Origin of the sequence: Pseudomonas boreofloridensis, from assembly GCF_030580795.1 — a bacterium.
GTDB classification, from domain to species: domain Bacteria; phylum Pseudomonadota; class Gammaproteobacteria; order Pseudomonadales; family Pseudomonadaceae; genus Aquipseudomonas; species Aquipseudomonas boreofloridensis.
On sequence record NZ_JAUQOQ010000028.1, the window covers coordinates 18,176 to 40,549 of the forward strand.

Here is a 22,374-nt window from a genome sequence, read left to right on the forward strand (position 1 = left end):
GTATGCTGTCGGCTGTCATGGAGGCTGTATATGCACATCTACAAAGTTGGCGGCGCAGTACGCGACCGCCTGCTCGGGCGCCCGGTCAGCGATGTTGACTGGCTGGTGGTCGGCGCCACGGTCGAGGACATGCACGCCCAGGGCTTTCGCCCGGTCGGCGCCGATTTCCCCGTGTTCATCCACCCGAAAACCGGCGAGGAATACGCCCTGGCGCGCACCGAGCGCAAGAGCGGTCGTGGCTACGGCGGCTTCACCTTTCACGCCAGCCCAGAGGTGACACTCGAAGAAGACCTCATCCGTCGCGACCTGACCATCAATGCCATGGCCGAAGACGCGCAAGGCAATCTGCTGGATCCATACAACGGAAAGGCGGATCTGGAAAACCGCATTCTTCGCCACGTTTCACCGGCGTTCGCCGAAGATCCCCTGCGCGTACTGCGCGTTGCCCGGTTCGCTGCCCGCTATGCGCCGCTGGGCTTCAACGTCGCTGACGACACGCTGGAGCTGATGCGGCAGCTCAGCGTCAGCGGGGAACTACAGGCACTGACAGCCGAGCGGGCGTGGAAGGAAATCGAACGGGCGCTGATGGAAAGCCAACCTCAGGTGTTCATCGAGGTGCTGCGCGATTGCGGCGCGCTGCATGAGTTGATGCCAGAGCTCGATGGCTCCAGCCAGGCGCTCGCTGCGTTGCGTCAAGCGGCCGAGCACGACCAGTCGCTGCCGGTGCGCTGGGCCTGCCTGATGCTGGCCATCCACGACACCACGCAGATCAATGCCGTGAACCAGCGTTTCAAGGCACCACGCGACTGCCAGGAATTGGCGGGGTTGGTGGGTGACTGCCTGCCGCTGGCCGACCGCGCGCGCGAACTCGAACCTTCAGCGCTGCTGGCGCTGCTGCAGAAATTCGATGTATACCGCCGGCCGCAGCGCTTCGAGGAGTTCATCGCGGCGTGCCAGATGGCAGCCTTCGCCCGTGGCGCGCGCAGCTATGCACAAGCCGACTATCTGCGCGGCGCGGCATCGAAGGCACGGGGCGTGGATGTGAAACCGCTGGTGGCCAGAGGGCTGACCGGGCAGGCATTGGGTGAGGCGCTCAAGGCGGAGCGGCTGCACGTGCTGGCCCAGCACAAAGCCACTGCGCCTTGCGCATAGCCGCTAGGCGCCGCTTGGCGTCAACTGCAACCCGCGCCACTCGAACGGCACCGGCGCCAGCACCTGCTGAATGTCAGCCTCACGCCAAAGTTGCGCCATGACCTTGCCCTGCCCCGGATGCACCAGATCAGGCGCCAGCAGCGACAGCGGCCAGAGCACGAACGCATTCTTCAGGATCTCGGCGCGTGGCAGTACCAGGCCATCGAAGGTGCCGTTCAGGTCATCGAACATCAGCACGTCGATATCCAACGGCAAGCCTTTTCGGTCCGGCGCATAGCGGCCGTTGTCAGCTTCGATGAACTTGAGTCGGCGGTCCAGTTCCAGTAATGGCATGTCGGTTTGACCGCTGACCACCAGATTGAAAAACGGCCCGCTCTTGATGCCCACGGCTTGGCTTTCGAACACCGCCGAGCAGCGCATGTCACTCAGGATGCCGGCCAGCGCGTCGAGCCCCGCGCACAGATGGCGCTCGCGCTCGGTGTTGCTGCCCAGGCCCAGATAAACGGTGCTCAGAGACATCCGCGCTCGATCTCCACACCTACGCCACCCCGCGCCGCCGGTACGGCTCCGGGCTTGGTCAGCTTCAGTCGCATCCAGGGGATGTCGAACTCGGCCATCAGCGTTGCCGCCAGGCGCTCGGCAAAGGTTTCCACCAACTCGAAGCGCGACTGCTCGGCAAACGCCTGGACACGCGCCGAGACACTGGCGTAGTCGAGCGCCAGGCTGAGGTCGTCACCGGCTGCAGCGGGACGGTTGTCCCAGGCAAAACTCAGGTCCAGGCGCAGGCACTGGCGAATGTCGCGCTCCCAGTCGTAGGCGCCGATGACCGTATCGACCTCCAGCCCTTCGATGAACACTCTGTCCAAGCACTTCTCTCCACAGCACGACAAGGGCGACGGGCGCCGTTAGAATCAGGGCGTCCCCGCCCGGAATAGTTAGCATGTTTTGGTTACTGGCGCTGCTCGCCTACCTGCTCGGCTCGCTGTCCTTCGCCATCGTCCTCAGCCGCCTCGGCGGCCACCCGGACCCGCGTTTCAGCGGATCAGGCAACGCCGGTGCGACCAACATGCTGCGCCTGGCAGGGCGCAAGCTGGCCATCCTCACCCTGCTCGGCGACCTGTGCAAGGGTTTGCTGCCCGTGCTGTTGGCCGACTTTGTCGGCCTGAGCCTGCAAGACCAAGCCTGGATCGGCCTGTGCGCGGTGCTCGGCCACCTGTTTCCGCTGTACTTCCGCTTCAAGGGCGGCAAGGGCGTGGCCACTGCTGCCGGCATGCTCATGGGCTTGTATTTTCCTGCGGCGCTACTGGCGGTGGCAGCCTGGCTGCTGACCTTCTACCTGACCCGCACCAGCTCGCTGGCCGCGCTGATCGCCACACCCTTGACCCTGCCCCTGCTGGCCTGGCGCGAGCCTGCGGCGCTGCTGCCGATGAGCGTGCTCACCGTGCTGATCGTCTGGCGCCACCGCAACAACCTGCGCGACCTGTTCGCCGGACGCGAGCGCCACTTCTGAGCCCCGCCGTCAAAGCGGCGGCAGTTGCTCCATCGGCCAGCGCGCCTGCACGCTGATCGCCAGATCCTGCTGCTGGCCCGCCAATAGCCGCTGGCACCCAGCGTAGGCAATCATCGCGCCGTTATCGGTGCAGAACTTCGCACGCGCGTAGTACACATTGCCGCCCATGCTGGCCAACATGCCTTCGAGCGAGGTGCGCAACGCCTTGTTCGCACTCACGCCGCCAGCGATGACCAGGCGCTTGAGGCCAGTCTGCTTGAGCGCACGCTTGCACTTGATGGTCAGAGTCTCCACCACCGCCTGCTGGAACGCCAGCGACAGGTCGCAACGGGTTTGCTCGCTGTCGTCCCCGGCATTGCGGCACTGCTGCCAGGTATTGAGGGCGAAGGTCTTGAGGCCGCTGAAACTGAATTCCAGGCCCGGACGATCGGTCATGGGCCGAGGGAACACGAAACGTCCGGGGGTGCCCTGCTCGGCCAGGCGGGCGATTTCGGGACCACCCGGATAATTCAGGCCGATCAGCTTGGCGGTCTTGTCGAACGCTTCGCCGGCAGCGTCATCCAGGCTTTCACCCAAGAGCGCGTATTGGCCAATGCCATCGACCTGCACCAACTGCGTGTGACCGCCGGACACCAACAAGGCGACGAACGGAAACTGCGGCGGCTGCTCTTCGAGCATGGGCGCCAGCAGGTGACCTTCCATGTGATGGACACCGATGGCCGGAATGTCCCAGGCGAACGCCAGCGCCTGCGCACAAGACGCGCCCACCAGCAGCGCACCGACCAGGCCGGGGCCGGCGGTGTAGGCGATGGCGTCGATATCCTGGGCAACCTTGCCGGCCTCATCGAGCACTTCACGAATCAGCGGCAGCATGCGCTTGACGTGGTCACGCGAGGCGAGCTCGGGCACCACGCCGCCGTAGACGCGGTGCAGGTCGATCTGGCTGAACAGCGCATCGGCCAACAGGCCGCGTTCGCTGTCGTATAATGCGACGCCAGTTTCGTCGCAGGATGTTTCCAATCCCAGTACTAGCATGGGTCCGTGCCTTGTGGAGGCTGAATGCGAAGCCGCGCATTCTAGTCGCCGTACCCAGTGCCGACCAGCGGTTTTCGATCAGAGGCTTTGCATTCCGCCACACTAAGGGTTAACATCCGCAACCCTTGAAAACTGACGTTCTCCAGCACACCTTTGTTTTGCCAGGAGCACGTCCACCCCGGTAATGAATTAAGGTAGCCCTGGATGCCAGCCGTCAAAGTTAAAGAGAACGAACCCTTCGACGTAGCTCTGCGTCGTTTCAAGCGCTCCTGCGAAAAAGCCGGTGTATTGGCTGAAGTTCGTAGCCGCGAGTTTTACGAAAAGCCGACCGCCGAGCGTAAGCGCAAAGCCGCTGCTGCCGTGAAGCGTCACGCCAAGAAAGTCCAGCGCGAACAGCGCCGCGCCGTTCGTCTGTACTAATACAGACGTTCTACGCAAGGCTTCTGCCCAGCCCGGCCTCGTGCCGGGCTAATGGCAGTTGTAGCTGCAAATCCCAAGCCCTGTGCTTCGGGCGCCCAGACTCCGGTCATCGGGCATCTATTCAGCGCTTCACCTTCGAATGCCCGATGCGGCAGGTGAACCGCGCACTCGCATCTCCTTTGCTGCACTTCTGCGATTAGACTTGCCGTAGCCAGATAACGAGACTGCCATGGCCGGGCTGATTCCCCAGAGCTTCATCGATGATCTTCTCAACCGCACCGACATCGTCGATGTGGTGAGTTCGCGCATCCAACTGAAGAAGACCGGCAAGAATCATTCGGCCTGCTGTCCGTTCCACAAGGAAAAGACCCCGTCCTTCACCGTCAGCCCCGACAAGCAGTTCTACTACTGCTTCGGCTGCGGCGCCGGGGGCAACGCCTTGGGCTTCATCATGGACCACGACAACCTGGAGTTTCCCCAGGCGGTCGAGGAACTGGCCCGCGCCGCGGGCATGGAAGTACCCCGCGAGGAAGGCCGACGCGGGCAGAAGCCGCGCCAGCCCACCGACTCGCCTCTGTATCCGCTGCTCGAAGCCGCGGCCGAGTTCTATCGCCAGGCCTTGCGCAATCATCCGACGCGCAAGGCGGCAGTCGAATACCTCAAAGGCCGAGGCCTGTCCGGGGAAATCGCCCGTGATTTCGGCCTGGGCTTCGCGCCGCCGGGCTGGGACAACCTGTTCAAGCACCTGGGCGCGGACACCCTGCAGCAAAAAGTCATGATCGACGCCGGCTTGCTCATCGAGAACGCCGAAAGTGGCAAGCGCTACGACCGCTTCCGTGACCGGGTGATGTTCCCCATCCGCGACAGCCGCGGCCGCGTGATCGCCTTCGGTGGTCGGGTGCTGGGCGACGACAAGCCCAAGTACCTGAACTCACCGGAAACCCCGGTGTTCCACAAGGGCCAGGAACTCTACGGGCTGTACGAGGCGCGCAAGCACAACCGCAATCTCGACGAAATCATCGTGGTCGAGGGCTACATGGACGTCATCGCCCTGGCCCAGCAAGGCTTGCGCAATGCCGTAGCGACCCTCGGCACCGCCACCAGCGAGGAGCACCTCAAGCGCCTGTTTCGCGTGGTGCCCAACGTACTGTTCTGCTTCGACGGCGACCAGGCCGGACGAAAAGCCGCCTGGCGCGCCCTGGAAGCCGCACTGCCAACACTTCAGGATGGTCGCCGCGCGCGCTTCCTGTTCCTGCCCGAAGGTGAAGACCCGGACACCCTGGTCCGTGCCGAGGGCACCGATGCCTTCCAGGCGCGGATCCACCAGCACGCGCAACCGCTCGCCGACTACTTCTTCGAGCAACTGAGCAACGAAGCCGACCCGCGGTCACTGGAAGGCAAGGCGCACATGGCGACCCTGGCTGCACCGTTGATCGAAAAAATTCCGGGCGCCAATTTGCGTCAGTTGATGCGCAACAGGCTGAAGGAAATCACCGGCCTGGACATGCAGCAAATGGAGCAACTGGCCCAGCAGCCGGCAGCCCCCAACGTACCGGACTACGATCCAGGCTATGACTACGACGCCATGGCCAGCTACACCCCGGACTTTTCCGACCAGCACTACGACTATGGCCAGGCACAGCCAGAACAACGGCCCTGGACGCCCCCCAAGGGCGGCTCGAAAAAGCCCTGGGAGGGCAAAGGCAAGCCCTGGGACAAGCAGCGCAAAGGCGCCAGAGGCTGGCAGCGCGATGAGGCTCCGCCACGCACCCCAGCCCCCGTGGAACCCCCGGCTCTCGCGGCCTTGCGCACTTTACTGCACTACCCGCTGCTGGCCGGCAAGGTGGAAGATGCCAGCCATTTCGCTGCCGAGGAACACCTCTACAGCCAGCTGTTGGTGGCCTTGATCGAAGCCGTGCAGAAAAATCCTGGTCTAAGCTCGATGCAGTTGATCGCGCGCTGGCACGGCACCGACCAAGGCCGCCTGTTGCGGGCACTGGCGGAGAAGGAATGGCTCATCGATGCCGATAACCTTGAACAACAGTTTTTCGACACCATTACTAGCTTGTCTGCTCGCCAGCGCGAGCGAAGCCTGGAACATCTGCTCAGGAAAGCACGTCAAAGTGAGCTGAGCGGCGAGGAAAAATCGCAGCTTCTTGCCCTTTTGAGCAGGAATGTTCCCGCACAAACCCCGACCTCATCTGGCGCGTGAGGTCCATGCTCGGGTATAATCCTCGGCTTGTTTTTTGCCCGCCAAGACCTTCAGTGGATAGGGTGTTATGTCCGGAAAAGCGCAACAGCAATCTCGTATCAAAGAGTTGATCACCCGCGGTCGTGAGCAGGGCTACCTGACTTACGCGGAGGTCAACGACCACCTGCCTGAGGATATTTCAGATCCGGAACAGGTGGAAGACATCATCCGCATGATCAACGACATGGGGATCAACGTATTCGAGAGTGCTCCGGATGCGGATGCCCTGCTGTTGGCGGAAGCCGACACCGACGAAGCCGCGGCCGAGGAAGCCGCCGCTGCGTTGGCAGCAGTCGAAACCGATATCGGCCGCACGACCGACCCGGTGCGCATGTACATGCGTGAAATGGGTACCGTCGAGCTGCTGACCCGCGAAGGCGAGATCGAAATCGCCAAGCGCATCGAGGAAGGCATCCGTGAAGTCATGGGCGCCATCGCCCACTTCCCGGGCACCGTCGATCACATTCTCGGCGAGTACGACCGCGTCACCACCGAAGGCGGCCGCCTGTCGGATGTGCTCAGCGGCTACATCGACCCTGACGACAACATCGCCGCACCGACCGAAGAAGTGCCGGTCATCGGTGCCAAGGCGCCCGCCGCCAAGGAAGAGTCCGACGAGGAAGAAGAAGAGAGCGCCGACGGCGACGAAGAGGAAGAGACCGAGAGCGGTCCGGACCCTGTCGTTGCCGCACAGCGTTTCGGTGCGGTCTCCGACCAGCTGCAGGCCACCAACAAGGTGGTGAAGAAGCATGGTCGCGGCGCCAAGGAAAGCGTCCAGGCACTGCAAGCCCTGGCCGACCTGTTCATGCCGATCAAGCTGGTACCCAAGCAGTTCGACGCGCTCGTCGAGCGTGTGCGCGGTGCCCTAGACCGCCTGCGTCAACAGGAACGCGCCATCATGCAGTTGTGCGTGCGTGATGCCCGCATGCCTCGCGCCGACTTCCTGCGCCTGTTCCCCAGCAACGAAACCGACCAGACCTGGAGCGGTGATCTGGCCAAGCGCAGCACCAAGTGGGCTGCCGCGCTGGGCGAGAAAGACGCGGCCATCGTCGCCTGCCAGCAGAAGTTGATCGACCTCGAAACCGAAAGCGGTCTGACCGTTGCCGAAATCAAGGAAATCAACCGCCGCATGTCCATCGGCGAGGCGAAAGCCCGTCGCGCCAAGAAAGAAATGGTCGAGGCGAACCTGCGTCTGGTGATTTCCATCGCCAAGAAGTACACCAACCGTGGCCTGCAATTCCTCGATCTGATCCAGGAAGGCAACATTGGCTTGATGAAGGCGGTGGACAAGTTCGAATACCGTCGTGGCTACAAGTTCTCGACCTACGCCACCTGGTGGATTCGCCAGGCGATCACCCGCTCGATCGCCGACCAGGCGCGCACCATCCGTATTCCGGTGCACATGATCGAGACGATCAACAAGCTCAACCGTATTTCCCGGCAGATGCTGCAGGAAATGGGTCGCGAACCGACGCCGGAAGAGCTGGGCGAGCGTATGGAAATGCCTGAGGACAAGATCCGCAAGGTATTGAAGATCGCCAAAGAGCCGATCTCCATGGAAACCCCGATCGGCGACGACGAAGACTCGCACCTGGGCGACTTCATCGAGGACTCCACCATGCAGTCCCCGATCGATGTCGCCACGGTCGAAAGCCTCAAGGAAGCCACGCGCGACGTACTCTCGGGCCTTACCGCCCGTGAAGCGAAAGTGCTGCGCATGCGCTTCGGCATCGATATGAACACCGACCACACCCTCGAAGAGGTCGGCAAGCAGTTCGACGTGACCCGCGAGCGGATCCGTCAGATCGAAGCCAAGGCGCTGCGCAAACTGCGTCATCCGACGCGCAGCGAGCATCTACGCTCCTTCCTCGACGAGTGATGACGAACCCCGGCCCAGGCCGGGGTTTTTCTTGGGCGACAAAAACCTGCAGGCCGTTGGCCGCATTCCTCGGCACCGTTCATCCCGGCACGTCTACACTCGAATCAGCCCCTTTGATCGAGAGTTCGCCATGCCCTTGCTGCCGGCACTTGTGCTGTTGCTCCTGCTGATCTGGAACACAACTGCCAGCGCTTTGACCGACCAGAACACTGCTGCCGCCCTACCCCCTGCGTCCGAATCGTCTTCGCAGATTCGGCCTACCGACGCCAACCTCACCGTGGATGCCCGCAGTCATGCGCCAATGCAGGTCGTCGATCGTCAGCAAGTGGTCCTGTGGCACAACCTGTTGCTGCTTGGCTTGCCAGCGCTTGCCGCCGTGGTGGCGATTCTCATCGCCATGTTGCGGATCAATCGCCGCCTGACTTCGGAAATTTCTCGGCGAATCGCCCTCGAGCAGGAGTTGCGTAGCAGCGAATACCATTATCGAGGCCTGATCGAGAGCCTGTCGGCAGTGGCCTGGGAAGCCGATGCCAACGACTTCACCTACAGCTACGTCTCCCCCCACGCCGAGGATCTGCTCGGTTATCCACAGCGCGAGTGGCTCAAGCCCGGTTTCTGGCGGGGCATTCTGCACCCCGATGACGCCCTCCGTGTGCAGCACTACTGCGACAGCGAAACGGCAGCGGGCCGCGACCACAGCCTGGACTACCGTGTGGTACGTGCCGACGGCCAGACACTGTGGGTGCGCAACATCGTCAGCATGATCGGCCACGGTCATAAACCGCTGATTCGCGGCCTGATGATCGACATCAGCGAAACCAAGCGCACCGAAGAGGCGCTGCGTCTTTCCGAACAGAAGTTCGCCAAGGCCTTCCATGCCTCGCCCGACGGCCTGCTGCTGTCACGCCAGCGCGACGGCTTGCTGCTGGAGGTCAACGAGGGTTTCTGCCGCCTGACCGGCTACGACATCGACCCCAACCGCGATCAGAACAGCCTGGACCTGGGCATCTGGGCCGACCTCGACGAGCGCGCGCGCCTGGTCGAACGCTTGCGCCGCGACGGCTTCGTGCGCGATTTCAGCTGCCATATCCGCCGCAGCGATGGTCAGATTCGGCTATGCGAAGTGTCTGCGCGACCGCTGCCCATCGGCGACACCGACTGCATGCTGACCATTACCCGCGATATCACCGAACGCCACCTGATGCAGGAAAAGCTGCAACTGGCCGCCACGGTATTCGAGAACACGGCCGAAGGCGTGCTCATCACCGATCCCGAGCAGCACATCAGTGCGGTCAACCGTGCCTTCAGCGAGATCACCGGCTACAGCGAACACGAAGCCCTCGGCCAGACGCCACGCCTGCTCGCCTCGGGCCAGCACGACAGCGCTTTTTACGCCGCCCTCTGGCATCAGCTGTGCGCCGAAGGCCACTGGCAGGGCGAAATCTGCAATCGACGCAAGAACGGTGAACTCTATCCCAGTTGGCTGACCATCAGCGCCGTGCGCAACCGCGAGGGGGAGATCAGCCACTTCGTCGCGGTCTTCGCCGACATCTCCAGCCTCAAGCACGCCCAGGCGGAACTGGACTACCAGGCTCACCACGACCCGTTGACCGGCCTGCCCAACCGCACCCTGTTCGAGAACCGCCTGCAAGCCACCCTCAACTGCGCCCAGGCCCCCAACCGCCAGGGCGCCGTGCTGTTTCTCGACCTCGACCGCTTCAAGCACATCAACGACAGCCTCGGTCATCCCGTCGGCGACCTGCTGCTCAAAGGCATCGCCCAGCGCCTCAGGGAGCAGGTGCGCGATGTCGACACCGTGGCACGCCTGGGCGGCGACGAGTTCATCATTCTCCTGCCCGGCCTGCACCGCCCCAGCGATGCCAGTGCCATCGCCAACAAACTGTTGGCCTGCTTCCACGCCCCGGTGCAGGCGGGCGAGCACGAGTTCTTCACCAGCGCCAGCATCGGCATCAGCCTCTACCCGCAAGACGGCACCGACGTCGCCACCCTGATCCGCAACGCCGACGCCGCCATGTACCGCTCCAAAGCCAAAGGCCGCAATCGCGTGGAGAGCTACACCCTGGACCTCACCACCCAGGCCAACGAGCGGATCTTCCTCGAACACGAACTGCGCCGGGCCATCGAGCGCAACGAACTGAGCCTGTACTACCAACCCAAGTTCAGCCTCAAGACCCAGGCCCTGGTCGGCGCCGAAGCGCTGGTACGCTGGACGCACCCCACTTTCGGCGAAGTGCCACCCGAACAGTTCATCCACCTGGCCGAAGAGAATGGCAGCATCCTGCAATTGGGTGATTGGGTGCTGGAGCAGGCCTGCCGGCAGATGCACCAGTGGAAGCACGCCTACGCACCGTTCGGCCCGTTGTCGATCAACCTGGCCGGCGCGCAGTTGCGCCAGCCGAGCCTGGCGCGGCGCATCGAACACCTGCTCGGCACCTTCCAGCTCCAGGCCGGCGACCTGCAGTTGGAGATCACCGAGAACTTCATCATGAGCCAGGCCGAAGAGGCCCTGGCCATCCTGCACCAACTCAAGGGCCTGGGCGTGCAACTGGCGATCGACGACTTCGGCACGGGTTACTCGTCGCTCAGCTACCTCAAGCGCCTACCGCTGGACATCCTCAAGATCGACCAGTCATTCATCCGCGGCCTGCCGGACGATCCCCACGACGCCGCCATCGCCCGCGCCATCATCGCCCTGGGCCGCAGCATGCAACTGACGATCATTGCCGAAGGCGTGGAAACCCCGGCCCAGCAACGCTTCCTGGCGGCTGAAGGGTGTGAGCAGATTCAGGGCTACATCGTCAGCCTGCCGCTGCCGGCCGAGCAGTTCGCCGCGCGCTTTCTTCGCATAGCACCAACGGATCTTTCAGATGGCACCCATGGCCAACCCTCGTTATAATCGCGCCGACCTCTGGGGCCTATAGCTCAGTTGGTTAGAGCAGAGGACTCATAATCCTTTGGTCCACGGTTCGAGTCCGTGTGGGCCCACCAACCTTGAAGCCGCGTACTACGCGGCTTTCGGCTTTTTGGGTTTGTGGCAGCCGGATCAGTCCTATGGTCCAAAGGTACAAATTAGGTACAGTGCGGCTTCGCTTGCACGCCTTTGGAGTCCTTCAGATGGCCACAATCGTCAAAACCCCTGCCGGCACCTGGAAGGCCGTCATCCGCAAGACCGGATGGCCGACCAACGCCAAAACCTTCCGCACCAAACGCGACGCCGAAGATTGGTCACGACGTACCGAAGATGAAATGGTGCGGGGTGTCTATATCCAGCGCAGCGGGTCCGAGCGACTGACGCTTGAAAAAGCCTTGCAGCGATATCTACGGGAAATCACGCCGACGAAGAAACCAACGACTCAGCGGGCGGAGATCACCAAGGCGAAGCAGTTAATCAAGGGGCTGGGTAAATACTCGCTCGCTGCACTTTCTGCCGAAGTGATAGCCGATTACCGAGTTACCGTGGCTATGTCATGACTGATGATTACGCCGGCGATAACGCGTTGGCGTTGCAGCCGGGCGTGGAGCGACTGGCGTGCATGGCCCATGCGCGACGCAAGTTCGTGGACGCGCAAAAAGTGCAGCCCAAAGGTAAAACCGGACGGGCTGATATCGCGCTGGCGATGATCAACAAGCTGTACGGCATCGAGCGCGAGCTCAAGGACGTCAGTGATGAACAGCGGTTTGCTGGTCGACAGGAGAAAAGCCTGCCGATCCTGACACAACTGAAAAGCTGGCTGGATAAAACCCAGTCGCAGGTGACCGCACAAAGTGCGTTGGGCAAGGCAGTGCATTACCTGGCGAACAACTGGAGTCGACTGGAGCGCTATGTCGAAGCGGGTTACTTGCCCATCGATAACAATACGGCCGAAAGAGCGATCAAGCCGTTTGTCATAGGGCGCAAGGCCTGGCTGTTCAGCGACACCGTCAACGGCGCCAGTGCCAGCGCGAAGATCTACAGCCTGATCGAGACCGCCAAGGTCAACGGCCAAGAGCCTTATACGTGGCTGCATCACGTACTTGAGAGGCTACCGCAAGCCTCGTCGGTAGCAGACTACGAAGCGCTGCTACCGTGGAACTGCTCGCCAGAGATGCTACGGTAAACCGTTACCCCACTGTTGGGCAGGTGGGGTTTATGGATCGCGTACAAGGTATTTGTGACCGAGGACGAGCGTGCCGAGCTGATAGAGCGAGCCGCGCAAGCGGGCATGTCTCAATCGGCATTCATGCGCGCGGTCGGATTGAACACGCCAATACGGTCGATCGTAGACCTGACCGCCGTGGCCGATCTGGTCAAGGCCCATGGCGACCTTGGGCGGGTCGCGGGACTGTTGAAACTTTGGCTCGCAGAGAAGCGCGGCCAAGGTGCAAGGCCGACCGACGTGGAAGCGATGATGAACGACTTCCGAAAATTGCAGGGCGAACTCCTCACTACTATGTCGCGAGTTGTAAGATGATATATCACGCTTCCTACCCGCTCACCTGACACTCACTAGATCGAGGAAAGCATGGCAGAAAAAGACATAGGTCACGACTTAGCAATTGCGAAAGTCTACAAAAATAACCCTGGGGATCTAGCCGCTATGATCACTGCGTTCATAAAAGAGGGCGCAAGCTTAGAAGAATGGAAAATACTAATCCGCCAAACTATTGCAACTAGAAAAATAAAGGACCGCAACCAAGACCAATGATCGCGACCGCGACATATGAGATACTTAAGAACCAATAACCGTTGAGCGCATTGAAGCTCTTAGTCGACTGATAGATAAGCACACAGATGTCGTAAACACTGCAATCCTTGCCAGCCTTGAACGATGGAGCATCATTAACCCGGCCTAAAGACAGGAGCCATTTACACTAAATCCTGCCTTACATCATAGAAAGCAAGAAATCGACGACCTGAAGATCAAATTAAATCAATGAAAGCCAACTATGAATACAAAACAAAACTAGAGCACTGCAATAGCAAACCGTCAAAGTGGAAGGCGAACATCAGTCCGCCTTCACGATAATCATTCCTCTGTCAACTGCCCTTCTTTTTCACGAAGAAGCCGCTCCATCATGCGATTAGTTAACTCTAGTTCTTGCGACAGATTAATTGGTGCATCAGTATGCAATGGCGACATATCCAAATTTTCCAAACGACGCTTGCTTGCTTTTCGACCGAACGAGAAGCGCCAACCATGCAGGGAGTTGAAAAGCGCCGCATAATATAGCAACTCGGCTTTCTTCAGATCTACTTTCGGAGTCAGAATGGTACACGAATCACCGCCATTTCCTTTAGGCAAAAACTTGTAGAAATGAACGGTTGCGTGCCCCAAACCTGAAATACAAATTGCAGGCCCCGTGAACACTTTGTCATCCTCAAAAGGCTCTACATAAGCCACAACACCGTTATTCATCTCCGTATTTGTGACAAAAGCCACATCACCGTGCGTGTAATCATCAGTACTTTTAGACTTAGCCACAGCAATTGAAAAAAGCTCTTCAACCCTCACAGATCCAGCCCCTTTCGAATTTCCTGAAATACCAGCTCAGTTTGAATCGAGCCCAACTCCGACTTCAGGCTATTGACATCAAGATTCGCGTTATCGAGATACTGCTGTGGAATCAGCTCAAGCGCACTATCTTGCAGATTGATAGCTTTAGCCTGAATTACACCTGGCACCTCATCGATTCGCCCGCCATCGACAAATTTTACGATGTCTGGTGTAAGTACTTCAAGCTGGCTAATATCAGCGTGGGGCAGCCTGCGCTTTTTGAGCTTATAGAAACCGTCATCAGTTACCCGAACAAACAAACACTTGGCACTTTCACGATGAGGCTCGCCTTTTCTAACAACGATGATCACCGGCTCCACAGACGCCTGCGGATAAAACAAATCGTTGGGGAAGGACATTGAGGCAACAAGAGTATTCTGCTGGAGAAGCTTCTTTCTCCAGGCCATTTCTTTCCCACTAGAATACATAACTGAAACTGGTATTACACACAGTAACAGCCCTCCATCGACCATCTGTTCGAGCGCATGATCGATGAAAGTAAATTCCTGCTCGTCCTCTCGCTTCAGTGCAAATGGAGGATTCATCAATACCTTGGTGACCGCTTTTCTATCTCCAGCATCTTCTTGGTATTCAGCGCTAACCTCTCCGTTACGAATTTTTCTATTGAGATTTAGAGACAGGCAATCACCATTGACAATATTATTCTTCCCGTCGCCACGGAAGATCATGTTAACAATTGCCAAAGACGCAACGTTCGCCTGCTGCTCAACGCCAAATATCCGATGCTTTTTAAACATTTCGACATTTTCTGGCTCGTTATTTCTGACCGCATCATATGCAGCAACAAGGAAACCACCGGTACCACACGCTGGATCGTATACCAAATCGCTCGAGGTAATTTTTAATACTTTTGCAGAGAACTCTGTGATATGTCTTGGAGTAAGGACAATCCCTATATCCTTAGCCCCATTACCATACTTTAAGAACACCTCATAAAACTTGCCCAGCAGATCCTGACTACCATCCATTGCCGCCTTAATATTTATTTTTCGCAACAAGAAGAAAACTTTTACAACTGCGGCCTTATACTTGCTACGAGCAGCAGATTCCTGAGGCAATCTAATTTCTATATACTCAGCAAACTGACGCTTAGCGTGATTTATGAGTACATCTTCAGCCCGGTTGTTAATATCCTTTATGAAGACCTCAGGCGAGGCATTGAAATTAGGCAAAGTGTCAGATACCATCGCCAACAACACCGACGACATCACGGTCGCGCGAAGATCTTTATTAATCGAAGCCTTATGAAGCTCTTCGTTAATCTGCTCCGCAATGGACATTAGCACCACCTCGTCTGTGACTAATTCGTTTAGCACATTCGAGTTAGACTCAACTAGATACCTAGCTTGGACGGGAGAAAGTAGACCAGTTATGAACTTATCATTGTAGACGACTTGATCAATGGTACCGTCTTGTTTGACGAAGCCTGTCCTGACTAGGTATCCTTCTTCATCATTTCCCGCCACACCGCAAACTATTCTAGCTTTCACAAGCGAAGAATTATTAATTTGCCTCGCATAATCAACAGCTTCCAGGTAAGCAGTATCGATCTGATTCTGCTGTCCCTTAGCCTCTATTACCCAAAGCGAGTCTTCAAAAATCTTCAATACATATTCAGGTCGCTGACGCCCTAAAACTTCAGCTACCCCAGGATGATCGAGGCACTCTTGTTGCGTGTACAACTCTCCCCCTGCCGCCCGAATTGGATTTTTTGTATTCCAACCCATTCTTGACAGATCATTTTTGATGAATACGTACGACGAAAACTCCGATTTTCTCGACATTTAGCTTTCTCAAGATCTAATGAAGGCGAGGAATGACCTAATCAGCCTTACGCCGACGTCAACGAGCTGCTCCAGGCGGTACAGTACAGGTACACAGATAAGCTTTGGAAAGCTACGCTCGCTTACGTAGAGCTACAGGAGGCGTTTTTACAAGGATAACGTCAACCTACGCTTGGTTAACCTGCTATTATCAGTGCTACTATAGCGAGTACGCAACTCATAATCCTTTGGTCCACAGTTCGAGTCCGTGTGGGCCCACCATGTTAGAAGCCGCGCACCGCGCGGCTTTGTCGTTTCTGGCGGCGGCCGTTTTTATGTGGCACTGGAGCTCACTGCCCACAAACTGTCCACACCAGCACATTAGACAGTGAGCCGAATGGCGCATCGTATTCGGCTCCCGGATTTGGCTATAACGAGTGGCCCCGTTTCACTCGTCGAGCCGAGCGCCCTGCGCCACTGCCAGGCCTCCCTACCCACACTCAGGGGCGACGCCTAGGCATAACCGGTGCAGTGGGGAATGGTGCCAAGTGCAAAGCTGCCTGGACATCAGACTGGGAACCTCAATCAGTTGTAGTGACCCAATCCACCACTCGCAGACCAGGAACGCGGTCAAACTCCCTGCGGTTATTGGTGACGACGGTCAGACCTCTTGAGCGGGCATGTCCAGCGATCATTTGATCGTACGGTCCAATGGGTTTCCCAATACGGGCTAGCTCGGCACGAAGCTGGCCGGTATGAGCAGCGGCCGCCTGGTCATAATCGAGTACATCAAGGCGTGCAGCGAAGCCCTCGACGTTGGCCAAATTACGCTCAGGGCTAGACGATTTTTCCGCACCATAAATAAGCTCCATGAGCGTTAGTGTACTGATGCACATCTGACCATCATGGCGTTTGAAGGCCTCCCTGACTTCTTGCGGGCGGTTCTTTATGGTGAAGATGCACATGTTGGTATCGAGCATGAACTTCAGCATCAGAAAGACTCACGCTCTTGATCTGCTGGCTGTTCACGTTCGTCCATGAAATCGTGTGTGACACCTTCGCCGTCGAACCAGCTATCCCAGGACTCGCCAGCGGGCGTGATGATTCGGGCGCGACCGAGCACGACAACGTCGACACGCTTTACATCGTCGGGTAATGCGACGGCCTTAGGTAACCTGACAGCCTGGCTTCGATTACTCTGGAAGACTGACCCCTGTTCCATAATCCATCCTTTTCTACTGATTCATTCGGTCAACATAATTCTAAGCACTCAGGGATATGTCAACGGGATATACAAAATTCTGACGAGCTCCGCTTTGTCTAGTTTCCCAAGCGGCTCCCCGCAAACCCCCGTACCATCGCCTGAGTCCACCGCACCAAGAGCCCCGCCATGCCAGACACCCTCCCCCTGGACCACACCGACCGCCAGCTCATCGCCCTGCTGCAAATCAACGCCCGCGAAAGCGTGGCGACGCTGGCGCGTCAATTGGGTATCGCCCGCACCACGGTCACCTCGCGCCTGGCGCGGCTGGAAAAGCACAAGGTGATCACCGGCTATGGCGTGCGCCTGGGTCAGCGTCTGGCCGGCGGCGGTCTGCAAGCCTACGTCGGGATCAAGGTTCAGCCACGTGCCGGACGCGAGGTGGTGCGCCGGCTCTCGGCCATGGGCCAGGTGCAGCAACTGTGCGCGGTGAGTGGGGAGTTCGACTATGTGGCCTGGTTGCGCAGCGACTCCCCCGAACAGCTCGACCAGTTACTCGACCAGATCGGCAGCCTTGAAGGGGTCGAGAAAACCACCACGTCGATCATCCTCAGCCACAAGGTGGATCGTGGCCAGGCGGTGTAAACGCTCGTCATAACGTTCGACGCTCAAGTCGTTATGACGAGAAAACAGGCATTTCGACGCCACTCTTGCTCTTAATAACGACCATCCCTAGCCCTAAAATGATCGCCAGGCATTTCCTATACTCAGGCTCCGCCCTCTGCGCAGCCGCTCTGGCAAGGTCATCAGATGAACAAGAAAAACCGCCATCCCGCCGACGGCAAGCCACCGGTGACCATCTTCGGCCCCGATTTTCCCTTCGCATTCGATGACTGGCTGGAGCATCCTGCCGGGCTCGGCAGTATTCCCGTCGAGCGACAGGGCGAGGAAGTCGCCATCGTCGGCGCCGGGATCGCCGGTCTGGTGGCGGCCTACGAGCTGATGAAGTTGGGCCTCAAGCCAGTGGTGTACGAGGCGTCGAAACTCGGGGGGCGGTTGCGCTCGCAGGCCTTCAACGGCACCGACGCCATCGTCGCCGAACTGGGCGGCATGCGCTTTCCAGTGTCCTCCACCGCCTTCTACCACTATGTCGACAAGCTGGGGCTGGAAACCCGCCCCTTCCCCAACCCGCTGACCCCGGCCTCACCCAGCACGGTGATCGATCTGGAGGGCCAGACCTATTACGCAGAAAACCCCGGCGATCTGCCACCGATCTTCCGCGAAGTGGCAGACGCCTGGGCCGACGCGCTGGAAGACCGCGCGTCCTTCGGCGAGATCCAGCAGGCGATCCGCGAGCGTGACGTGCCGCGTCTGAAAGCGCTGTGGAATACGCTGGTTCCGCTGTGGGACGACCGCACCTTCTATGATTTCGTGGCCACCTCCAAGGCCTTTGCCCAGCTGAGCTTCCAGCACCGCGAAGTGTTCGGCCAAGTGGGCTTCGGCACCGGCGGCTGGGATTCGGACTTCCCCAATTCGATGCTGGAAATCTTCCGCGTGGTGATGACCAATTGCGACGATCACCAGCACCTGGTGGTCGGTGGCGTCGAGCAGGTGCCGCAGGGCATCTGGCGGCACGCCCCGGCGCAGGCGGCGCACTGGCCGGCCGGTACCAGCCTCAAGTCGCTGCACGGCGGTGCACCGCGCGCGGGGGTCAAGCGCATCGCGCGGGCCAGTGACGGGCGTCTGGCGGTCACCGACAACTACGGCGACTGCCGCCACTACGCGGCAGTGCTGACCACCTGCCAGAGCTGGCTGCTGACCACGCAGATCGACTGCGAGGAAGCGCTGTTCTCGCAGAAGATGTGGATGGCCCTGGACCGCACGCGCTACATGCAGTCGTCGAAGACCTTCGTCATGGTCGATCGGCCGTTCTGGAAAGACAAAGACCCGGAAACCGGCCGCGACCTGCTGAGCATGACCCTCACCGACCGCCTCACGCGCGGCACCTATCTGTTCGACAACGGCGACGACAAGCCGGGGGTGATTTGCCTGTCCTATGCATGGATGAGCGATGCCCTGAAGATGCTGCCGCACCCTACAGAAAAACGTGTGCAACTGGCCCTGGACTCGCTGAAGAAGATCTACCCGAAGACCGACATCGCCGGGCATATCATCGGCGACCCGATCACCATTTCCTGGGAAGCCGATCCTTACTTCCTCGGTGCCTTCAAAGGCGCACTGCCGGGCCATTACCGCTACAACCAGCGCATGTACGCGCACTTCATGCAGCAGGATCTGCCGGCCGAGCAGCGCGGCATCTTCATCGCCGGCGACGATGTGTCCTGGACGCCGGCTTGGGTGGAAGGCGCGGTGCAGACTTCGCTGAATGCGGTGTGGGGTATCATGAACCACTTTGGCGGCCGCACACATCCGGACAATCCAGGTCCTGGTGACGTGTTCGCCGACATCGGCCCCATCGCCCTGCCCGACTGAAAACCGCGAGGAAACGGCATGCGCATCGCCCTGTTCCAAGGCGCGCCCAGGCCACTGGACGTCTCTGGCAACCTAGACCGGTTGCGCGAACGGGCACATCAGGCGGCGGCGCAAGGTGCGCAGTTGCTGGTGTGCCCGGAAATGTTCCTGAGCGGCTACAACATCGGTGCCCAGGCCGTGCAGCGCCTGGCCGAGCCCGTCGATGGGCCATCGGCCCAGGCTGTGGGCGAGCTTGCACAGGCGCAGAACATTGCCATCGTCTATGGCTATCCGGAGCAGGGCGAAGACGGCGCGGTCTACAACAGCGTGCAGTTGATCGACGCTCACGGCCGCCGACTGTGCAACTACCGTAAGACGCACCTGTTCGGTGAGCTGGACCGCACGATGTTCAGCCCCGGCGAGGAGCACTTCCCGGTGGTGGCGTTGAATGGCTGGAAGCTGGGGCTGCTGATCTGCTACGACATCGAGTTCCCCGAGAACGCCCGGCGCCTGGCGTTGAACGGTGCCGAACTGATCCTGGTGCCGACCGCCAACATGGCGCCCTACGATTTCGTCTGCCAGGTGACCGTACGTTCGCGGGCGCAGGAGAACCAGTGCTACCTGGTGTACGCCAACTACTGCGGCTCGGAAGGTGAGATCCAGTATTGCGGGCAGAGCAGCATCGTCGCGCCGGACGGCAGCCAACTGAGCCTGGCCGGGAATGAGGAAAGCCTGCTGCTGGCAGACCTGTCACATCACACGCTGAGGCAAGGACGCGAGGCCTTCCCGTATCTGGCCGACCTGCGGCACGACCTGCATCGCGTCCAGCGCTGAGCCGCCAGAGCTGCGGCGGCGCAAATACGCTAGCATGCGCCCATGACCGACCCGATCCGCACGTTGACCCTGGCCAACGGCCTGCACCTGACCTTGCGCCACGCGCCACGCCTCAAACGCGCTGCCGCCGCCCTGCGGGTGCATGCCGGTAGCCACGATGCCCCGGCCAGATGGCCCGGCCTCGCGCATTTTCTCGAACACCTGTTCTTCCTCGGCACCGCCCGCTTTCCTTTGCAGGACGGCCTGATGCGTCATGTGCAGGCGGTCGGGGGTCAGGTGAATGCCAGCACCCGCGAGCGCATCACCGATTTTTTCTTCGAAGTGCCTGTCAGCGCCCTAGGCTCGGCACTGGAGCGCCTGTGCCAGATGCTGGCCGAGCCGGATCTGAGCGTCGAGCGCCAGCGCCGCGAGCGTGAGGTGATCCACGCCGAGTTCATCGCCTGGTCGCGCGACGACCAGGCGCAGCGCCAGTTCGCGCTGTTGCAGCGTGTGTCGCCGCGCCATCCGTTGAGTCGATTTCATGCAGGCAATCGATACAGCCTGGCCGTCCAGGATCCTGCCTTCCAACGAGCGCTGCTCGACTTCCACGCCCGTTTCTACCGGGGTAGCCACATTCACTTGAGCCTGTGCGGCCCGCAATCGCTGGACGCACTCGAAGCACTGGCACGACCGTTCGCCAACCTGTTCGCCGAGGGTCCAGCGCAGGCACAGCAACCGCCTCCTGCCCTGCTCGACGCGCCCTGGGTCGAACACCCGGCCACGGCGGGCTGTCTGGAGCTGCTCTTTGCCCACGACGCGCTGCCGCCGGGCGCCGCACAGGCGTTGGAACTGCTGCTGTCCTGCTTGAATGACAGCCGCCCCGGTGGCTGGCTCGACGCCTTGCGCGAACGCGGCTGGCTGCGGGACGTCCACAGCGAGACGCTGTACGCCTTCGCCGGACAGGTGCTCTGGCACATTCGATTGCATCTGAGCGATGACGCTCCGCCAGCAGAAGTCCGCAACCTGCTGCACGGCTGGCTCGGCAGCTTGCGTCACTCGAGCGCCACGCGACTCAATGACGAATTCGGGCGCTTGCAACAGCGCCGCGAACAAGCCGCCAGCGCCCTGGATCTGGCGCGTCGAGACAGCGCCGACACCCCGTTCGCGGCATTGGACGCACAAGCGCTCGAGGCCTTCCAAGCACTGCTCGCAGACCTTCCCGCCAGCGCCCACGGCCACTGGCCGCCACCTGACGATGAGCCGTTGCTGCGGGCTGACCTGCCGGGCGCACGTGCCGGCCTGCCCGACGACGTGGCGATCAGCGCGTTGCTGCCACCTGAGCGTGGCCTGGCGACGCTCTACCTGCATTGGTTGATCGCCTCGCCGCTGCGCGAGCGCTTCCATCACGTCCTGTCGCAAAACCTGCGACCCTTGCTCGAACGTGCCCATCGCGCCTCGCTGCAATTGGACTTCAGCCGGGAGGGCGAGCACTGGCAACTGCGCTGTGCGGGCAGCCCGGGCGCAGTGATTCGCACCGTCGCCCTGGCACTGGAGGCTCTGCGCCAACCGAGCGCTGAACTGTTACGCACTCCAGCGCCCAGCAAAGCGCCGCAAATGCCGATCCGAGCGCTGCTGAGCGCGCTGCCCGATCATCTGCACGGCAGGGCCGCGCCGCCTCAACCGGCGAGCCTGCTGGATCAATCGATGCTCGACCAGCTCTGGGCCAGCGCCCCTCGGCAAGGCCTCGCCATCGGCTTCGACCTTACCGCACAAGCCGCGCTCGGCGCTGTGCTCAAGCACGCGCCCGGAAAGCCTGGCGTGCGGCCGTCTGCCCCGACACGCTCGCCGGGCCGGCGTTGGGTGCGGCACGCCACAGGCGGCAGCGAGCATGCCGTTGTGCTGTTCTGCCCGCTGCCCAGCGCAGCCGAGGGCCCTGGTCGGCTGCTGGCGCAAGCGCTGCAAGGGCCGGTGTACCAGCGTCTGCGCGTGGAGTTGCAATTGGGCTATGCGGTGTTCAGTGCCTTTCGTCAGATCCAGGGCCAAGGCGGCTTGCTGTTCGGCGTGCAATCGCCGAAGGCGAGCCCCGCGCAGATTCTCGATCATCTCTTCACAGTGCTGAACGAAGGAGTAACGCTCGACACGGCCGCCCAGGCAGCCCTGGCGGCGCAGTTCGACGAACCGGCGATGCCCAATGCCGAGGTCGCGCACTGGGCTTGGCAGACATATCTGGCTACAGAGCCGACAGACCTTTCCCAGCTCCAGCGGTCTATTCTCAACACCACTCAGCCTTTACTGGATGAAC

Annotated in this window: 18 protein-coding genes, 1 tRNA gene and 3 pseudogenes; 15 read left to right on the forward strand and 7 right to left on the reverse strand. The window is 60.3% G+C overall.

Features of this window, described 5'->3' with window-relative positions:
* The first annotated feature begins 30 nt into the window (after nt 1–30).
* Complete coding sequence (locus tag Q6A47_RS21785; RefSeq protein ID WP_304485356.1) at nt 31–1,152, forward strand: multifunctional CCA addition/repair protein; 1,122 nt, start codon at nt 31–33, stop codon at nt 1,150–1,152.
* 3 nt (nt 1,153–1,155) lie between these two features.
* Here Q6A47_RS21785 and folK read toward each other — a convergent pair whose 3' ends face one another.
* Nucleotides 1,156–1,671 carry a 2-amino-4-hydroxy-6-hydroxymethyldihydropteridine diphosphokinase gene (gene folK / locus Q6A47_RS21790; protein ID WP_029614038.1) on the reverse strand — a complete coding sequence of 172 codons (516 nt, stop codon included), beginning with the start codon at nt 1,669–1,671 and terminating at the stop codon, nt 1,156–1,158.
* Nucleotides 1,662–2,018, reverse strand: a complete 357-nt coding sequence (gene folB, locus Q6A47_RS21795; protein WP_029614037.1) for a dihydroneopterin aldolase — start codon at nt 2,016–2,018, stop codon at nt 1,662–1,664. The genes folK and folB overlap by 10 nt, the downstream gene beginning before the upstream one ends.
* 74 nt (nt 2,019–2,092) lie before the next feature.
* Between folB and plsY the strand changes: the two genes are divergently transcribed.
* On the forward strand, nt 2,093–2,662 hold the full coding sequence (plsY, locus tag Q6A47_RS21800) for a glycerol-3-phosphate 1-O-acyltransferase PlsY (RefSeq protein ID WP_039581162.1): 570 nt from the start codon (nt 2,093–2,095) through the stop codon (nt 2,660–2,662).
* A 9-nt stretch (nt 2,663–2,671) separates the two neighbouring features.
* Here plsY and tsaD read toward each other — a convergent pair whose 3' ends face one another.
* Nucleotides 2,672–3,697, reverse strand: coding sequence for a tRNA (adenosine(37)-N6)-threonylcarbamoyltransferase complex transferase subunit TsaD (gene tsaD / locus Q6A47_RS21805; protein ID WP_039581164.1), 1,026 nt, complete (start codon nt 3,695–3,697; stop codon nt 2,672–2,674).
* Between the two features lie 204 nt (nt 3,698–3,901).
* Between tsaD and rpsU the strand changes: the two genes are divergently transcribed.
* The 9 genes and pseudogenes from rpsU (at nt 3,902) to Q6A47_RS21850 (ending at nt 12,953) form a co-directional block, all read left to right on the forward strand.
* Complete coding sequence (rpsU, locus tag Q6A47_RS21810) at nt 3,902–4,117, forward strand: 30S ribosomal protein S21 (RefSeq protein ID WP_003255575.1); 216 nt, start codon at nt 3,902–3,904, stop codon at nt 4,115–4,117.
* Between the two features lie 229 nt (nt 4,118–4,346).
* On the forward strand, nt 4,347–6,329 hold the full coding sequence (gene dnaG / locus Q6A47_RS21815) for a DNA primase (protein ID WP_304485357.1): 1,983 nt from the start codon (nt 4,347–4,349) through the stop codon (nt 6,327–6,329).
* 67 nt (nt 6,330–6,396) lie between these two features.
* Entirely contained in the window at nt 6,397–8,247 is a 1,851-nt protein-coding gene (gene rpoD, locus Q6A47_RS21820) for an RNA polymerase sigma factor RpoD (protein WP_116889516.1), read from the forward strand.
* 349 nt (nt 8,248–8,596) lie between these two features.
* A pseudogene (locus tag Q6A47_RS21825) lies at nt 8,597–11,164 on the forward strand (sensor domain-containing protein); the annotation flags it as partial.
* A gap of 15 nt (nt 11,165–11,179) precedes the next feature.
* Nucleotides 11,180–11,256 (forward strand) — tRNA-Ile (locus Q6A47_RS21830).
* 126 nt (nt 11,257–11,382) lie between these two features.
* A pseudogene (locus Q6A47_RS21835) lies at nt 11,383–11,724 on the forward strand (hypothetical protein); the annotation flags it as partial.
* Nucleotides 11,712–12,365: pseudogene (tnpC, locus tag Q6A47_RS21840) on the forward strand (IS66 family transposase); the annotation flags it as partial. The pseudogenes Q6A47_RS21835 and tnpC, both read left to right, overlap by 13 nt.
* A gap of 54 nt (nt 12,366–12,419) precedes the next feature.
* On the forward strand, nt 12,420–12,719 hold the full coding sequence (locus Q6A47_RS21845) for a plasmid mobilization protein (protein WP_440137890.1): 300 nt from the start codon (nt 12,420–12,422) through the stop codon (nt 12,717–12,719).
* A gap of 51 nt (nt 12,720–12,770) precedes the next feature.
* Entirely contained in the window at nt 12,771–12,953 is a 183-nt protein-coding gene (locus tag Q6A47_RS21850) for a hypothetical protein (protein WP_304485358.1), read from the forward strand.
* A 321-nt stretch (nt 12,954–13,274) separates the two neighbouring features.
* On the opposite strand, the gene Q6A47_RS21855 is transcribed toward Q6A47_RS21850, so the two are convergent.
* The 4 genes from Q6A47_RS21855 to vapB all read right to left on the reverse strand — a co-directional run bounded on the left by Q6A47_RS21855 (nt 13,275) and on the right by vapB (nt 16,808).
* Nucleotides 13,275–13,760, reverse strand: a complete 486-nt coding sequence (locus tag Q6A47_RS21855) for a restriction endonuclease subunit S (RefSeq protein ID WP_304485359.1) — start codon at nt 13,758–13,760, stop codon at nt 13,275–13,277.
* Nucleotides 13,757–15,607 (reverse strand): HsdM family class I SAM-dependent methyltransferase, encoded by a 1,851-nt coding sequence (locus Q6A47_RS21860; protein WP_304485360.1) that lies wholly within the window; start codon nt 15,605–15,607, stop codon nt 13,757–13,759. The genes Q6A47_RS21855 and Q6A47_RS21860 overlap by 4 nt, the downstream gene beginning before the upstream one ends.
* 560 nt (nt 15,608–16,167) lie before the next feature.
* Complete coding sequence (vapC, locus tag Q6A47_RS21865) at nt 16,168–16,578, reverse strand: type II toxin-antitoxin system tRNA(fMet)-specific endonuclease VapC (protein ID WP_304485361.1); 411 nt, start codon at nt 16,576–16,578, stop codon at nt 16,168–16,170.
* Entirely contained in the window at nt 16,578–16,808 is a 231-nt protein-coding gene (vapB, locus tag Q6A47_RS21870; RefSeq protein WP_304485362.1) for a type II toxin-antitoxin system VapB family antitoxin, read from the reverse strand. The genes vapC and vapB overlap by 1 nt, the downstream gene beginning before the upstream one ends.
* A gap of 168 nt (nt 16,809–16,976) precedes the next feature.
* Here vapB and Q6A47_RS21875 point away from each other — a divergent pair, with 168 nt between their 5' ends.
* The 4 genes from Q6A47_RS21875 to pqqF all read left to right on the forward strand — a co-directional run.
* A complete protein-coding gene (locus Q6A47_RS21875; protein ID WP_029614028.1) occupies nt 16,977–17,432 on the forward strand; it encodes an Lrp/AsnC family transcriptional regulator in 456 nt (151 codons plus the stop codon).
* 165 nt (nt 17,433–17,597) lie between these two features.
* Nucleotides 17,598–19,280, forward strand: coding sequence for a flavin monoamine oxidase family protein (locus Q6A47_RS21880; RefSeq protein WP_304485363.1), 1,683 nt, complete (start codon nt 17,598–17,600; stop codon nt 19,278–19,280).
* 18 nt (nt 19,281–19,298) lie between these two features.
* Nucleotides 19,299–20,093, forward strand: coding sequence for a carbon-nitrogen hydrolase family protein (locus Q6A47_RS21885; RefSeq protein WP_039581183.1), 795 nt, complete (start codon nt 19,299–19,301; stop codon nt 20,091–20,093).
* Between the two features lie 42 nt (nt 20,094–20,135).
* On the forward strand, nt 20,136–22,374 hold a 2,239-nt coding region (gene pqqF / locus Q6A47_RS21890), incomplete at its 3' end, for a pyrroloquinoline quinone biosynthesis protein PqqF (protein WP_304485364.1).

Coding starts and splice junctions, on each gene's coding strand:
- Q6A47_RS21850 (WP_304485358.1), top strand. CDS start 12,771: ATGGCAGAAAAAGACATAGGTCACGACTTAGCAATTGCGAAAGTCTAC.
- Q6A47_RS21880 (WP_304485363.1), top strand. CDS start 17,598: ATGAACAAGAAAAACCGCCATCCCGCCGACGGCAAGCCACCGGTGACC.
- vapC (WP_304485361.1), bottom strand. CDS start 16,578: ATGCTGAAGTTCATGCTCGATACCAACATGTGCATCTTCACCATAAAG.
- plsY (WP_039581162.1), top strand. CDS start 2,093: ATGTTTTGGTTACTGGCGCTGCTCGCCTACCTGCTCGGCTCGCTGTCC.
- vapB (WP_304485362.1), bottom strand. CDS start 16,808: ATGGAACAGGGGTCAGTCTTCCAGAGTAATCGAAGCCAGGCTGTCAGG.
- tsaD (WP_039581164.1), bottom strand. CDS start 3,697: ATGCTAGTACTGGGATTGGAAACATCCTGCGACGAAACTGGCGTCGCA.
- Q6A47_RS21875 (WP_029614028.1), top strand. CDS start 16,977: ATGCCAGACACCCTCCCCCTGGACCACACCGACCGCCAGCTCATCGCC.
- Q6A47_RS21885 (WP_039581183.1), top strand. CDS start 19,299: ATGCGCATCGCCCTGTTCCAAGGCGCGCCCAGGCCACTGGACGTCTCT.
- dnaG (WP_304485357.1), top strand. CDS start 4,347: ATGGCCGGGCTGATTCCCCAGAGCTTCATCGATGATCTTCTCAACCGC.
- rpsU (WP_003255575.1), top strand. CDS start 3,902: ATGCCAGCCGTCAAAGTTAAAGAGAACGAACCCTTCGACGTAGCTCTG.
- Q6A47_RS21785 (WP_304485356.1), top strand. CDS start 31: ATGCACATCTACAAAGTTGGCGGCGCAGTACGCGACCGCCTGCTCGGG.
- Q6A47_RS21860 (WP_304485360.1), bottom strand. CDS start 15,607: ATGTCGAGAAAATCGGAGTTTTCGTCGTACGTATTCATCAAAAATGAT.
- folK (WP_029614038.1), bottom strand. CDS start 1,671: ATGTCTCTGAGCACCGTTTATCTGGGCCTGGGCAGCAACACCGAGCGC.
- rpoD (WP_116889516.1), top strand. CDS start 6,397: ATGTCCGGAAAAGCGCAACAGCAATCTCGTATCAAAGAGTTGATCACC.